14 protein-coding genes are annotated in these 14,768 nt (G+C 50.9%); 12 read left to right on the forward strand and 2 right to left on the reverse strand.

The genetic code is table 11. The features are described 5' to 3' along the window. The first annotated feature begins 230 nt into the window (after nucleotides 1-230). A complete protein-coding gene (locus ACMP1L_RS04705; RefSeq protein WP_118656524.1) occupies nucleotides 231-1,259 on the forward strand; it encodes an MBL fold metallo-hydrolase in 1,029 nt (342 codons plus the stop codon). Here the strand turns inward: ACMP1L_RS04705 and ACMP1L_RS04710 are convergent. Continuing rightward, complete coding sequence (locus ACMP1L_RS04710) at nucleotides 1,213-1,977, reverse strand: ABC transporter ATP-binding protein (protein WP_118656522.1); 765 nt, start codon at nucleotides 1,975-1,977, stop codon at nucleotides 1,213-1,215. The genes ACMP1L_RS04705 and ACMP1L_RS04710 overlap by 47 nt on opposite strands. A 197-nt stretch (nucleotides 1,978-2,174) precedes the next feature. Between ACMP1L_RS04710 and ACMP1L_RS04715 the strand changes: the two genes are divergently transcribed. The 9 genes from ACMP1L_RS04715 (at nucleotide 2,175) to ACMP1L_RS04755 (ending at nucleotide 10,771) form a co-directional block, all read left to right on the forward strand. Next, a complete protein-coding gene (locus ACMP1L_RS04715; protein ID WP_118733596.1) occupies nucleotides 2,175-2,639 on the forward strand; it encodes a ribosome maturation factor RimP in 465 nt (154 codons plus the stop codon). Nucleotides 2,640-2,662: 23 nt separating this feature from the next. Then, a complete protein-coding gene (gene nusA / locus ACMP1L_RS04720; RefSeq protein ID WP_418452156.1) occupies nucleotides 2,663-3,817 on the forward strand; it encodes a transcription termination factor NusA in 1,155 nt (384 codons plus the stop codon). A gap of 81 nt (nucleotides 3,818-3,898) precedes the next feature. After that, nucleotides 3,899-4,168: an RNase P modulator RnpM gene (rnpM, locus tag ACMP1L_RS04725; protein WP_118531989.1), complete on the forward strand. Its 270-nt coding sequence runs from the start codon at nucleotides 3,899-3,901 to the stop codon at nucleotides 4,166-4,168. After that, nucleotides 4,161-4,496: a L7Ae/L30e/S12e/Gadd45 family ribosomal protein gene (locus tag ACMP1L_RS04730; RefSeq protein WP_118733594.1), complete on the forward strand. Its 336-nt coding sequence runs from the start codon at nucleotides 4,161-4,163 to the stop codon at nucleotides 4,494-4,496. Before rnpM ends, ACMP1L_RS04730 begins: the two co-directional genes overlap by 8 nt. After that, nucleotides 4,483-7,353, forward strand: a complete 2,871-nt coding sequence (gene infB, locus ACMP1L_RS04735; RefSeq protein WP_418452158.1) for a translation initiation factor IF-2 — start codon at nucleotides 4,483-4,485, stop codon at nucleotides 7,351-7,353. The genes ACMP1L_RS04730 and infB overlap by 14 nt, the downstream gene beginning before the upstream one ends. A gap of 136 nt (nucleotides 7,354-7,489) precedes the next feature. Next, nucleotides 7,490-7,855, forward strand: coding sequence for a 30S ribosome-binding factor RbfA (rbfA, locus tag ACMP1L_RS04740; RefSeq protein ID WP_118733592.1), 366 nt, complete (start codon nucleotides 7,490-7,492; stop codon nucleotides 7,853-7,855). Between the two features lie 17 nt (nucleotides 7,856-7,872). Beyond that, nucleotides 7,873-8,841, forward strand: a complete 969-nt coding sequence (locus ACMP1L_RS04745) for a DHH family phosphoesterase (RefSeq protein WP_418452159.1) — start codon at nucleotides 7,873-7,875, stop codon at nucleotides 8,839-8,841. Further along, the gene (truB, locus tag ACMP1L_RS04750) at nucleotides 8,841-9,818 is read left to right on the forward strand and encodes a tRNA pseudouridine(55) synthase TruB (protein ID WP_418452161.1); all 978 of its coding nucleotides are present in this window, start codon (nucleotides 8,841-8,843) and stop codon (nucleotides 9,816-9,818) included. The genes ACMP1L_RS04745 and truB overlap by 1 nt, the downstream gene beginning before the upstream one ends. Nucleotides 9,819-9,820: 2 nt before the next feature. Continuing rightward, the gene (locus ACMP1L_RS04755) at nucleotides 9,821-10,771 is read left to right on the forward strand and encodes a bifunctional riboflavin kinase/FAD synthetase (protein ID WP_418452162.1); all 951 of its coding nucleotides are present in this window, start codon (nucleotides 9,821-9,823) and stop codon (nucleotides 10,769-10,771) included. A 181-nt stretch (nucleotides 10,772-10,952) separates the two neighbouring features. Here the strand turns inward: ACMP1L_RS04755 and ACMP1L_RS04760 are convergent, their stop codons facing one another. Next, nucleotides 10,953-12,431, reverse strand: coding sequence for a DUF1846 domain-containing protein (locus ACMP1L_RS04760; protein ID WP_177303464.1), 1,479 nt, complete (start codon nucleotides 12,429-12,431; stop codon nucleotides 10,953-10,955). Between the two features lie 244 nt (nucleotides 12,432-12,675). Here ACMP1L_RS04760 and ACMP1L_RS04765 point away from each other — a divergent pair, with 244 nt between their 5' ends. Together ACMP1L_RS04765 and ACMP1L_RS04770 are read left to right on the forward strand one after the other, a co-directional pair. Then, nucleotides 12,676-14,136 (forward strand): putative glycoside hydrolase, encoded by a 1,461-nt coding sequence (locus ACMP1L_RS04765; RefSeq protein ID WP_418452163.1) that lies wholly within the window; start codon nucleotides 12,676-12,678, stop codon nucleotides 14,134-14,136. A gap of 67 nt (nucleotides 14,137-14,203) precedes the next feature. After that, nucleotides 14,204-14,746 (forward strand): DUF1653 domain-containing protein, encoded by a 543-nt coding sequence (locus tag ACMP1L_RS04770; RefSeq protein WP_118733587.1) that lies wholly within the window; start codon nucleotides 14,204-14,206, stop codon nucleotides 14,744-14,746. Nucleotides 14,747-14,768 lie beyond the last annotated feature (22 nt).

The raw sequence follows: 14,768 nt of genomic DNA on the forward strand, positions 1-14,768 counted from the left end.
GGTATAATGCTGAACTTCAGCCAGTTTTCGAAAGTAATAAAGCTGTTGTAAATTCATAACCTTTCTCCTTTGCCATCATACATTCCATTATACAGGATGAACAGGAAAAATTCCAGAAGAACGCATAAAAAGTGTTAATAAAATATCAGAAACAGGGCGAAACGGGGTTTGACAATTTCAGAAAAACTGCCTAGAATAAAGGTGAGTGTCAGCACATAGGAGACTGAAGCATGAGGGAAATCAAGAAGCATATATTTCTGGAGACAATTTCATATGAGAACCGCCATATGAGCCCCCGCAATCTTTATATCATTCGGGGAGAAGAGCGGAGTCTGATGGTCGATACATCGAACAATACTGAACGGGACTGGACCATCTTAAAGGGCATGATCGATGCGCTGGGGATTGATTGCAGAAAGCTGGATATTTTTATTACCCATGAGCATCCGGATCATACAGGCCTGGTACCGAAGCTGCAGGAGCTTGGAGCCAGGGCATTTATGAATCCGGATGAGACAAGAAAGCGGGTGGATCTGCTGCACAGCTATCTGGCAGATGAGCGTGCCCGGATTGAAAATCTGCGGATCGTCGGGGTAACCAAAGAGGAAACACCGGAGGTATATGATACCTTCATGGAATATACGACAAAAGCTTACGCATCCGAGAAGAGTCCGCTGGAGCTTTCCTTTATTCCGATCCACCCGGGAGATATCCTTTCGTATGGCGGATACCATTTTGAGGTGAAGCTGTTAAAGGGACATACCTTCGGACAGTGTGGTCTGTACGAGCCGGAGAAGAAGCTTATGTTTGTGGGAGATCAGCTCATGACCACAATTGTCCCGATTGTAGGAACACAGGAGACAGATCTCGGTATGCTGAAATGCTATCTGGATTCCCTTGGAGATCTGAAGCATAATTACAAAGACTGTTATTTTCTGCCCTGTCATTATGGGGAGATTAGGAATGTTGAAAAAGAAGTAAACCGCATTATTCTGGGGTATCTGGAAAAATGCGAGATCATGAAGCATGTTCTGGAGGAAGCGGGAACGGCGCTGACCACGCGGGATATTGGTGTACGGACTTATGGACGGAGCCAGGGACCGCCGGATTACGCGCATTTTGCCTCCTGTACCTATATCTGGGCCAAGACCTTTTCCTGTATGGAATATATGATGGGGGAGGGCTTTGTCGAGAGATCTGAGCGGGACGGCATTATCTACTGGAAAGCGCCCTCCATACATTTTGAAAATAACCGGTAAATTCCGGCGCATTTCTGCGCTTTAAGGGACTGTCATACTGAGGAGCAAAGGTGAGGGAAATCTCTGCCTTTACCTGTCCGGGTCTTGCAGAAAGAATCAGCACACGGTCAGCGGTGCTGATGGCTTCTGCAAGGTCATGGGTGATCAGGATGGCGGTCTTTTTTGTTTCCCTGATGATCGTGGCAATGTCATCGCACACGGTGAGCCTGGTCTGGTAATCCAGAGCAGAGAAGGGCTCATCCAAAAGCAGCAGGTCCGGTTTTAAGATGAGTGTGCGGATCAGGGCAGCACGCTGTCGCATACCGCCGGAAAGTTCGGAGGGATGAGCGTCCGCGAATTCAGCCAGTCCGTAATTTTCCAGCATTTCATCAAGTGTTTTCATGGCGGCCTTTGTTTTCCGGTGCCGGATCTCCAGACCAAGGGCAGCATTTTCACGGATCGTACGCCATTCAAACAGATGATCCCGCTGGAGCATGTAACCGATCCCTGCCTGAGCTTCCTTGAGCGGAGCGTCACCTATATAGACAGAACCTTCTTCCGGAGTCAAAAGGCCGGCGAGAAGGGAAAGCAGGGTTGACTTGCCGCAGCCGGACGGGCCGACAATGGCAAGAAATTCGCCCTTGTTTACGGTAAAAGAGATGCCGGAAAGCGCAGGGGTCGCACCCAGCGGAGAGTGATAAGCATAGCTGATGTCACAGACGCGTAAGAAAGGTTCCATGGCCGGTCCTCCCTGTTTTTATACCATATTTTATGAAGAAAAGAACGAAGAGTTCCGGAAAACCCTTGCATTTACGAAAAACAGGTGCTATAATAAAAACGATAACATGATAATCTGACAGTTTGAGAGTGGGCATATGTCCACTCTCAATTTTTTGTGACTGCTGTCAGGGCATGACGTGAAGTGAGGTGACAACCATGACAAGAAGAGAAGAATACGAGTCCCGTACAGAAGCATTTCTGCTTCCGGTTCTTGCGGAGCACAATTTCGAGCTCTGGGATGTGGAGTATGTAAAGGAAGCCGGTACCTGGTATCTGCGAGCCTACATTGATAAAGAGGGCGGTATCGCGGTGGATGACTGCGAGGTGATCAGCCGTATCTTAAGTGACTGGCTGGACCAGACGGATTTCATCGAAGACAGCTATATTCTGGAGGTGAGCTCTCCGGGACTTGGCCGTCCGCTGAAGAAAGAGCGTGATTTTGAACGCAGTCTTGGCGAAGAGGTGGAGATCCGCCTTTACAAGGCACTGAATAAGCAGAAGGAATTTACCGGAATCTTAAAAGCATACGATAAGGAAACGGTGACGATCGAAACGGCAGAGGGCGAACTGGTATTTAATCGTCCGGACATTGCGCTGATCCGGCTGGCGTTTGATTTTTAAATAGGATTTAGGAGGATAAAACCATGAATAAGGAATTAATCGAGGCATTAAACCTGCTGGAAAAGGAAAAAAATATCAGCAAGGCGACTCTGTTGGAAGCAATCGAAAATTCTCTGCTGACCGCCTGCAAGAACCATTTCGGCAAGGCAGATAATATCAAAGTCAACATCAACCCGGAAACCGGCGATTTCTCTGTATATGCAGAGAAAGAGGTAGTAGAGGAGGTAGAGGATCCGTTAACCCAGATCAGCTACGCGGAAGCAAGACTGAAAAACCCGAAGTTTTTCCTGGGCGATATTATTAACTGCCCGATCGAGTCCAAATCCTTTGGCCGTATCGCTACCCAGAACGCAAAGAACGTCATTCTGCAGAAAATCCGTGAGGAAGAGCGCAGCATGCAGTTCAACGAGTGGTATCAGAAAGAAAAGGATGTGGTAACCGGTATTGTTCAGCGCTACTTAGGCAAGAACGTCAGCATCAACCTTGGTAAGGTTGATGCTATCCTGAATGAGGCTGAGCAGGTAAAGGGCGAGGTGTTCAAGCCGACAGAGCGTATCAAAGTATATGTTCTGGAAGTAAAGGATACACCAAAGGGACCGCGCATCTCCGTATCCCGCACCCATCCGGACCTGGTAAAGCGTCTGTTTGAGGAAGAGGTTGCCGAGGTGAAGGACGGCATCGTTGAGATCAAGGCAATTGCCCGTGAGGCAGGCTCCAGAACCAAGATCGCTGTATGCTCCAACGACCCGAACGTAGATCCGGTGGGAGCATGTGTCGGAATGAATGGTGCCCGTGTCAACTCCATCGTTAATGAGTTGCGTGGTGAGAAGATTGATATCATCACCTGGGATGAGAACCCGGCCTTTATGATCGAGAATGCGTTAAGCCCGGCAAAGGTAATCTGTGTTGTGGCAGATGAAGAGAGCAAAGAGGCACAGGTGATTGTTCCGGATTACCAGCTTTCCCTGGCAATCGGTAAAGAGGGACAGAATGCAAGACTGGCAGCACGCCTGACCGGCTACAAGATCGATATCAAGAGTGAAACGCAGGCAAGAGAGCTTGGCCTGTTCGAGGAGATGGGCATTGATTATCAGGAAGAGGGCGTCTATGACAATCTCGACGCTGATTTTGAAGTGTCCGCTACCGATGATTATTCAGACAATCATACCGAGTTCTAGTTGCAAAGAGCAGAAAAATAGAGAGAACGTCTGGTTTACGCAACGCGTGAACAGCGGCAGATAGGAAGTGAACAGCAATTGGTGAATGCGAAGAAATTTCCGCAGAGACAGTGCATCGGCTGCGGTGAAATGAAAAACAAAAAAGAAATGATCCGTATACTGAAAACACCGGAAGGAGAATTCGTTGTGGATGCGACCGGACGCAAGAACGGACGCGGCGCATACATCTGCCCGTCCATGGACTGCTTCAAAAAGGCAGTGAAGGGCAAGGGACTGGAGCGTTCCTTTAAAATGGCGATCCCGAAAGAGGTGTACGAGACACTGGAAAAGGAGATGGAACAGCTTGGATAACAGACAGAAAATCCTGAACCTGATCGGACTGGCTACCAAGGCCGGAAAGACCGCAAGCGGGGAATTCTCTACAGAGAAAGCCGTAAAGAGCGGCAAAGCCCACCTGGTCATTGTATCAGAGGAGGCTTCCGACAACACGAAGAAGATGTTTACCAATATGTGTACTTACTATAAAGTTCCCATCCTGTTTTTAGGCGGCAAAGAGGAGCTTGGGCATTCCATGGGCAAGCAGATGCGCGCATCTCTGGCTGTTGTGGATGCAGGACTGGCAAAGGCAATCGTGAAACAAATGAATATAATCGGAGGTAGTGTGTATGAGAGTAAGTGAACTGGCAAAAGAGCTGGGGAAAACCAGCAAAGAAGTATTAGATGTATTACAGAAAAATAATCAGGATGTGTCATCTCATTCCTCTAATGTGAATGAGGCACAGATCGGCATGGTAAAGAAAGCACTGAATGCCGGTGCTTCCGAGCAGCCGAAGGCAGACGGTGCGGCACCGAAGAAGAAGCTGGCAGCGGTATATCGTCCGCAGAATTCCCAGCAGAGACCGGCTCAGCCGAAGCCGGCAGCACGCCCGCAGGCACAGAGCACTTCTGCTCCGGCGCAGCAGGCAGCTGAGAATGCAGCACCGCAGCAGGCAAGACCGGCCCAGAACGGTGAGAACCGTCAGGGCAGTGTGGGCCGCGATAACAACCGCCAGGGCGGCTTTAACGGAAACCGCGAGGGTGGCTTTAACCGTGATAATAACCGTCAGGGCGGCTTCAACCGTGATAACAACCGTCAGGGTGGCTTTAACCGCGATAATAACCGCCAGGGCGGCGGCTTCAACCGTGATAACAACCGTCAGGGCGGTGGCTTTAACCGAGATAACAACCGCCAGGGCGGCTTTAACGGAAACCGCGAGGGTGGCTTTAACCGTGATAATAACCGTCAGGGCGGCTTTAACCGTGATAACAATCGTCAGGGTGGCGGCTTTAACCGTGATAATAACCGCCAGGGTAGCTTTAACGGAAACCGGGAAGGTGGCTTTAACCGTGATAACAACCGTCAGGGCGGCGGCTTTGGCGGAAACAGAGATAACCGTCAGGGCGGCTTTAACGGAAACCGCGAGGGTGGTTTTAACCGCGATAATAATCGTCAGGGCGGCGGCTTTGGCGGAAACAGAGACAACCGTCAGGGTGGCGGCTTTGGCGGAAACCGCCAGGGCGGTTCCGGAAGACCGGGTCAGAAAGACGGAGGTTCCAAGAATTACGATACCCCGATCCAGACCAAGCCGACCAACAACCGTCAGCAGACCAACAATGCGCATAAGAAAGACAAATACGATAAGACCAGAATGATGGAAGACGGACCAAGAAACAAGAACGGAAAGGTTTCCAAGCATCCGTTCATCATGCCGCAGAAGCCGGCTGAGGAGAAGGTGGAGGATACCGTAAAGGTAATCACCATTCCTGAGGTTCTGACCATTAAGGAGCTGGCAGACAAGATGAAGCTGCAGCCGTCCGCTATCGTTAAGAAGCTGTTTTTACAGGGCAAGATTGTAACCTTAAACTCTGAGATCGATTTCGATCAGGCAGAGGAGATCGCAATGGAGTATGAGGTACTCTGCGAGAAGGAAGAGAAGGTCGATGTCATTGCCGAGCTCTTAAAAGAGGATGAAGAGGATGAGAAGGACATGGTTTCCAGACCGCCGGTTGTCTGCGTTATGGGACACGTTGACCATGGTAAAACATCCCTGCTTGATGCCATCCGTCAGACCAATGTTACCTCACGCGAGGCAGGCGGTATTACCCAGCACATCGGTGCATATACCGTAGATGTGCGCGGCCAGCAGATTACCTTCCTGGATACCCCTGGACATGAGGCGTTTACCGCAATGCGTATGCGCGGTGCACAGTCCACAGATATCGCGATCCTGGTAGTCGCAGCAGATGATGGCGTTATGCCGCAGACGGTTGAGGCAATCAACCACGCAAAGGCAGCAGGGGTTGAGATCATCGTTGCCATCAACAAGATTGATAAGCCGTCCGCAAACGTAGACCGAGTAAAACAGGAGCTGGCTGAGTATGAGCTGATTCCGGAGGACTGGGGCGGAAATACCGTATTTGTGCCGGTATCCGCACACACCAGGGAAGGTATCCCGGAGCTGCTTGAGATGATCCTTCTGACTGCAGAAGTGAAAGAGTTAAAGGCTAATCCGAACCGCCGTGCAAGAGGTCTTGTGATCGAGGCTGAGCTGGATAAGGGCAAAGGTCCGGTTGCCACCATTCTGGTACAGAAGGGTACTCTTCGTGTCGGTGATAACGTAACTGCAGGTCCGTGCTACGGTAAAGTCCGTGCCATGATGGACGATAAGGGCCGCAGAGTGAAAGAGGCTGGTCCGTCCATGCCGGTTGAGATCCTGGGCTTAAACGATGTTCCGGGCGCAGGTGACGTGCTGATGGCTACCGAGAACGAGAAAGAGGCAAGAAGCTACGCAGAGACCTTCATCTCTGAGAGCAAGAATAAATTACTGGAAGACACCAAGGCAAAGCTGTCTCTGGATGATCTGTTCAGTCAGATCAAGGCTGGTAATGTCAAAGAGCTTCCGATCATTGTAAAGGCAGATGTACAGGGTTCCGTAGAGGCAGTAAAACAGAGTCTTGTAAAACTGTCCAACGAGGAGGTTGTAGTCAAGGTGATCCATGGTGGTGTTGGTGCTATTAACGAATCCGATGTATCCCTGGCATCCGCTTCCAATGCGATCATCATCGGATTTAACGTACGTCCGGACGCTACTGCGAAGTCCATCGCAGACCGCGAGAAGGTTGACCTGCGTCTGTACCGCGTCATTTACCAGGCCATTGAGGATGTTGAGGCAGCCATGAAGGGTATGCTGGATCCGGTATTCGAGGAGCAGGTGATCGGTCATGCAGTTGTCCGTCAGACCTTCAAGGCATCCGGCGTTGGCACCATTGCGGGTGCTTACGTGATGGATGGTAAGTTCCAGAGAGGATGTTCCTGCCGCATCACCCGCGACGGTGAGCAGATCTTCGAAGGCGCGCTGGCTTCCTTAAAGCGTTTCAAGGACGATGTCAAGGAAGTTGCAACTGGCTACGAGTGCGGTCTTGTATTCGAGAAGTTCAACGATGTCAAGGAAGACGATATGGTGGAAGCATACATGATGGTAGAGGTACCGCGCTAGTTTTTTGCGGTGATGACCTGAAAATCCATGTGACTGCGCACAAAAGAGACAGTCACGGGTTCCCTGAACTTTGGAAAGGAAGCACTGAATTTTCGGTGCTTCCTTTAAGAGTATTTAGAGAGAGGAATGAAATAGAATGCGAAAAAACAGCATCAAAAATACAAGAATTAATATGGAAGTGCAGAGAGAGCTCAGCGAGATCATCCGCACCGAGATCAAGGACCCGCGGGTAAACGGCGCCATGACCTCCGTTGTGGCTGTTGAAGTTACGCCGGATCTTAAATACTGCAAGGCATACATCAGTGTGCTGGGCGACGAGGAGCGCGCGAAGGATGCGCTGACCGGCCTTAAGAGCGCCGTGGGCTACATCCGCAGAGAACTTGCGCACCGCGTCAATCTGCGCAATACCCCGGAGATCACATTTGTTCTGGATCAGTCCATAGAGTATGGTGTGAACATGTCCAGACTGATCGACGAGGTAACCAGAGATTTAAAAGACTGAGAAAGGAGTGACGGAGGATGCAGGAACGCAAACTGATGGAACTGGCAGAAGCAGCAGGTAACATTGCCATTGTGGGCCATGTGAGACCGGATGGGGACTGTGTAGGCTCCTGTCTGGCTGTGTGCAACTATATCACGGAGCAGTATCCGGAGAAAACGGTAGATGTATATCTGGAGACGCCTCCGGCAAAATTTTCCTACTTAAAGCAGTTTGAGCGGATCTGCTCTGATCCGGATACCGGAAATCAGTATGACCTGTGCATCTGTCTTGACAGCGGAGACCGCGAGCGTCTTGGAAAGAATGTGGTGTATCTGAATACCGCAAAGACCAGCATCTGCATCGATCATCACATCACAAATCAGGGGTATGCTGCGGCGAATTTTGTAAAGGCCGATGCCAGCGCAACCTGTGAGGTACTTTATGATTTTCTGGATGAGGAAAAGATCAGCAGAGATGTGGCAGAGTGTATCTATACCGGGATCCTTCATGATACCAACGTCTTCAAGAACAGCAATACCACGCAGCGGACTATGCAGGTGGCCGGAGCCATGATGGCAAAGGGCATCAATTTTTCCCGCATCATTGACGAGAGCTTTTATCGAAAAACCTATGTCCAGAATCAGATCATGGGACGTGCTGTGCTGGAGAGTGTGCTGTTTCTGGAGGGAAAGTGCATTTTCAGCGTGGTACGAAAACAGGATATGGATTTTTACGGCGTAGAAGCCTCTGATCTGGACGGCATTGTGGATCAGCTCCGGATTACGGAGGGCGTGGAGGTGGCAATCTTCCTGTATGAGACCGAGAATCATGTATACAAGGTAAGCATGCGCTCCAACAACCTTGTCAATGTGAGCCAGGTAGCTGCGTATTTTGGCGGCGGCGGACACATCCGCGCAGCCGGATGTACGATGAGCGGAAGCGTCCACGATGTCATTAACAACCTTTCCGCACTGATCGAAAAGCAGATAAAGGAGAATGAAGCCTAGTGGACGGAATCATCAACGTATATAAGGAAAAAGGCTTTACCTCCCACGATGTGGTAGCGAAGCTGCGCGGTATCCTGCGCATGAAAAAAATCGGCCACACCGGAACCCTGGATCCGGCAGCGGAGGGTGTACTTCCGGTCTGCCTGGGAAAGGGAACCAGACTTTGTGACATGCTGACCGACAAGACAAAGACATACCGGGCCGTGCTGCTGCTTGGAAAGGAAACTGATACCCAGGACACTACAGGCGCGGTGCAGGCCGAGTATCCGGTGCATGTGACAGAAGAGGAGGTACGGGAAGCTATCTTAAGCTTTCTTGGTGACTATATGCAGATTCCGCCGATGTACTCCGCACTGAAAGTGAATGGCAAGAAGCTTTATGAACTGGCACGCCAGGGCAAGGAGGTGGAGCGAGAGGCTCGTCCGGTGCAGATCCTGGATATTAAGATTGAGAGTATCGAGCTGCCGCGAGTTACCTTTTCCGTGAGCTGTTCCAAGGGAACCTATATCCGTACCCTGTGTTATGATATCGGACGAAGGCTTGGATGCGGAGGCTGCATGGAATCTCTTTTGCGGACCCGCGTGGACTGCTTCGTTCTGGAAGACAGCCTGACCTTATCCCAGATCGAAAAGCTCCGGGATGCCGGCAGAGTGGAGGAGCATGTGGTTCCGGTGGAAGGCGTATTTCTGGGACTTCCGGCCCTTGCCACAAAACCGGGAGACGGGGACAAACTGGTACATAACGGAAATCCGTTCCCGGCGGAGCTTGCAGAGCCGGAAGAGACTGCAAAAGGAGCAGATCCGTCTGCAAAACCGGAAGGCAGGTCAGAAACCGAATGTAATCTGGCTGTATCTCTGGCAGATCGTTTTGATGGTGTCCGTGTCTACGACAGTGAACATCAGTTTATCGGTATTTACCGTTACAACGAAGAAAAACGGCGTTATCAGCCGCAGAAAATATTTCTTGGGGGAAACTAGCTATGAAGGTGATTACCGGGACCAGAGAGTTTTGCATAGAAGAACCAACTGTGGTAACCATTGGGAAATTTGACGGACGGCATCAGGGTCATCAGAAGCTGTTAAAAAAGATGCTGCAGCAGAAGGAAAACCACGGATGGAAGACAGCAGTCTTTACCTTTGATATGGCACCCATGGGAGTTGTGTCGGGAAAGCGGGCAACGGTTATTACCACCAATGAGGAACGCCGCAACAACATGAGGACCATGGGTATGGACTATCTGGTAGAGTATCCATTCAATCGGGAAGTGGCTGCCATGTCACCGGAAGATTTTGTCACCGAGGTGCTGGTAAAGCAGATGCATGCGAAGGCCGTGGTGGTCGGACCGGACTGCAGCTTTGGGTATAAGGGAGCCGGAAACGCGCAGCTTCTGCGAAAGCTCGGTCCGGCATATGGTTTTGAGACGATCGTCATCGAGAAAAAGCAGGACGATCATCGGGATATCAGCAGCACCTATGTCCGGGAGGAACTGGACCGGGGCAATATCGAGAAGGCGAATGAGCTTCTGGGCGAACCTTATGCCATTCACGGAAAGGTCGTGCATGGAAACCACATTGGCGGCGCCGTTCTGGGCTTTCCAACTGCAAATATCCTTCCGCCGCCGGAGAAACACCTGCCGCCCTTTGGTGTCTATGTTTCCCGCGTATTGATTGATGGAATGTTTTACGGCGGAGTCAGTAACATCGGAAGAAAACCGACTATTCAGGGCGAAAATCCTATCGGGGTGGAAACCTATGTCATGGGACTGGAAGAAGATCTTTACGGAAAAGACATCCAGGTGCAGCTCCTGAACTTCGAGCGCCCGGAACAGAAATTCGATTCCCTGGATGCGCTCAAGGAGCGGATCGGGAAAGACAAGCAATATGCCGCGGAATACATGGAAGCACATCCGGAGCTGTTCGCGGAAAAATAAAAGACAGAAAAATAGCTGGGAAGCATTTGATTTCCCAGCTATTTTTCGTATGATAGGAAATTGCGTCCTATCATACAAAAATGCTCCGCGAGGATGCGCACTCGGCGCAAAGGCAGATGGTTGCCGAAGCAACCGCGCCTCGGCGCGAGAATGTGCCAAGGCACATTCTTTTATCTGTAAATTAATGATATAACCGATTGTTTTCGTAGATCGGCTCGGAAGTCAGGTTCAGGCCCAGCTTCTTGAACGTGTTGGTATCAACAGAAGAGAGCATGACGGAGGTGTGAAGCTCGCATCCTCTTAACTTCGGAAGCTGCTCTAAGGCAAGCTTTGCGTTCGGGTCGGTGGCTGCGCACATGGAGAGGGCGATCAGAACCTCATCGGTGTGAAGGCGCGGGTTTTTGCTTCCCAGATATCCGGTCTTTAATCCCTGGATCGGCTCAATGAAAGTCGGGGAGATTAAGTGGATGTCATCGGAGATGCCGCCCAGCTCCTTGACTGCGTTTAACAGGACTGCTGCGGAAGCGCCAAGCAGGGCAGTGGTTTTTCCGGTGACGATCTTTCCATCCGGAAGCTCCATGGCTGCGGTCGGTGCGTTGGTCTCTTTGGCGAGGTTCACAGCAACCGGAACCACGCTTCTCATGTCGGTGGTGATCCTGGCCTGCTTCATGAGCAGCTCGATCTTGTATACCTCATCCTTGCTGCCTTTGTCTTTGGCGACACGGTTCAATGCCTGATAGTAGCGGCGGATGATCTCCTGGCGGGATGCCTCCTGGCATGCTTCGTCGTCGATGATACAGTTTCCGGCCATGTTCACGCCCATGTCAGTCGGGGATTTGTACGGGCAGTAGCCGTAGATGCCTTCAAACATGGCAGCCAGTACCGGGTAGATCTCAACATCACGGTTATAGTTGACGGTGGTCACGCCGTATGCCTCTAAGTGGAACGGGTCGATCATGTTGACATCGTTTAAATCTGCGGTAGCAGCCTCATATGCCAGATTGACCGGATGCTTAAGCGGAATGTTCCAGATCGGGAAGGTCTCAAATTTTGCGTAGCCGGCCTTGATGCCGCGCTTATTCTCATGGTAGAGCTGGGAGAGACAGGTTGCCATCTTTCCGCTGCCCGGTCCTGGTGCCGTGATGATGACAAGCGGCTTGGTGGTCTCGATGTAATCGTTCTTTCCGTAGCCGTCATCGCTTACAATGTGGGCAATGTTGTTCGGGTAGCCATCGATCGGATAATGACGGTATACTTTGATTCCGAGATGTTCAAGCTTTGTTTTAAAGACATCTGCGGATGTCTGGCCGGTGTAGCGGGTGATGACCACGCTGCCCACATAGAGACCCTTATCACGGTATTCCTGGATGAGACGCAGTACGTCCGCATCGTAGGTGATGCCAAGATCGTGGCGGATCTTGTTTTTCTCAATGTCTGCCGCATTGATGGCAATGACGATCTCAGCCTGGTCTGCCAGCTGCAGAAGCATGTTCAGCTTGCTGTCCGGCGCAAAGCCTGGCAGGACACGGGAAGCGTGATAATCGTCGAACAGCTTTCCGCCGAACTCCAGGTACAACTTGTCTCCGAACTGGCTGATCCGCTCGCGGATGTGTTCAGACTGCATTTTTAAGTACTTTTGATTGTCAAATCCAATTTTCATAGTTGTTAATACCCCTTTCCATGCAGGCTCGTGACTTCGTCACGAGCCTGCCTCGCCGTTCGCCATAACCATGCCTGCATGGTTATGGCTCTCTTTCGCTCGTTGTATTGTACCATAGAAAAGAGAGTTTTGCACCCGGATTTGTCAAAAAAATGTAATATGTGGTATACTCTAGTTATCGTGTATGACCGGAATTTTCCGGACAGATAATTTCATAATAAAAAACAGAAGAGGAACGTGAACTATGAAGGGAAAACGAAGATGGCTTCTGGCCGGTCTGCTGCTGACTGTTCTTGCAATCACCGGCTGTGGTTTTCTCCGCAATGCGGAAAAAATCGCAACGACGCCGGAACCGGTCGTGGTAGGCTCTGACGCAGAAGAAGCCTCAGAGGCCGAAAAAGCAGAGCAGAAAGCGGAAGCAGAAGAGCAGAAACTGATTTCAGAAATCCGGATTTCCAACATACCGGAACGTGAGGAAACCCGGGCAAAGGGTATTTATATTTCCGCCTATGTGGCAGGAACTCCGGCCCTGGTGGACAATCTGATCAACGAGTTTGACCGGACCGAGGCGAATGCCCTTGTCATTGATTTTAAGGATGATTTTGGGCGAGTGGTATGTGAGACGGAGTCACCTCTTGTGAAGCAGCTTGGCTCCACAAAGGTTTATATTGAGGATATTGCTGGGCTGATGCAGAAATTAAAGGATCATCATATCTATGCCATTGCGAGGATTCCGGCTTTTCGTGATGCGTGGCTTGCTGAGGCGCAGCCGGACTGGTGTGTGAAGAAAGCGGATGGCACGGTGTTTCAGGACAGGGATAACCACGCCTGGGTGAATCCTTATAAAGAGGAAGCCTGGGAGTATCTGGCAGAGATCGCCCTGGAAGCGCAGAAGCTTGGATTCGATGAGATCCAGTTTGATTATGTGCGCTTTTGTACAGAAAAGGGAATGCAGGATGCGGTATTTTCGGAGGAGGATACCAAGGGCCGCAGCCGGACCGAGGCGATCCTCGACTTTATGGAATATGAGTATGAGAAACTGAGCGCAGCCGGACTCTTTGTATCCGCGGATGTGTTTGGCGCTATCATCAACAGTGATGTGAATGCGGATTCCGTGGGACAGATTTACGGAGAGATGGCAAAGCATCTGGATTACATCAGTCCCATGATCTACCCGTCCCATTATTCGGACGGAAATTATGGTATTGACCACCCGGATATGCGTCCGTATGATACCATCTGCGCAGCGCTGACAGAATCACGCAAGGAGCTTTATTTCGCAGGACTCGACGGAAGTCATGTGGCGGCAGTGCGTCCGTGGCTGCAGGATTTTACAGCCAGCTGGCTGAAGAATCATATCCCCTATGGAGGAGACCAGGTGCGTGAACAGATCCGGGCGGTGTATGACTGTGGTTATGATGAGTGGCTTTTGTGGGATGCGGCCTGTACCTACGACTGGGAGGGCCTTCTGACACCGGAGGCAGCAAGCGAAGAGGATGAACGGATCGCGGCTTCTCGTGCACAGCTCCCGGAAACGACCTATGCACCGGAGGAAACGGGACACGATGCCCTGACCGTAACGGGCGGAGAAGATCTGGCAGGAAAAAGCTTTCCGGCTTCCCGGGCACTTTCCGAAGCAATGGAGACGGCAGAAGAGCCGGGAACTCCGCCGGAGACCGGAACCACGCTGCCGCCTACGGTTTAAGGCTGAGAAAAAAGCAAAAGAGACCAGAATAGAAAGAAACCAGAACAGAAAGAGACAGGAAACGGACATGACAGAACGAATCGTAAGACCGGGGGAATTTTACCGGCATTTTAAAAATAAACTCTACCAGATCGTGGCGGTGGCCAGACACTCGGAAACCGGCGAAAGTATGGTGGTTTACCAGGCACTATACGGGGACTACGGAGTGTATGTGAGGCCATACGATATGTTTACCAGTGAGGTGGATCATGAAAAATACCCGGAGGTGACCCAGCAGTGGAGATTTGAGCGGGTAGAGCCGGAGCAAAACGCAGCAGGAATGGCAGCAGGATGCGGACAGGCCGCAGCGGGAAACGGACAAGATTCCCGCCGGTATTACGCGGACCGTACCCCGGACCCGGCATTTCTGCAGTTTTTAGACACCGAGGATTTTGATCTGCGCATGGAATGTCTGAAAGCTCTGGAGGAGCGCGTCACCCAGCAGGAACTGGACAGTATCTATCTGGTACTGGATATGAAGCCGGAGCAGGGCTCTTTACAGGAACAGCTTTATGCGGTGCGCCGTTTCCTCACCATGCAGAAGCGCTATGACGGCAGCCGCCTTCGCTGATTTTATTTCAGCGGAAAAAGAG

Source organism: Ventrimonas sp. (assembly GCF_048380235.1).
Classification (GTDB): Bacteria; Bacillota; Clostridia; order Lachnospirales; family Lachnospiraceae; genus Brotaphodocola.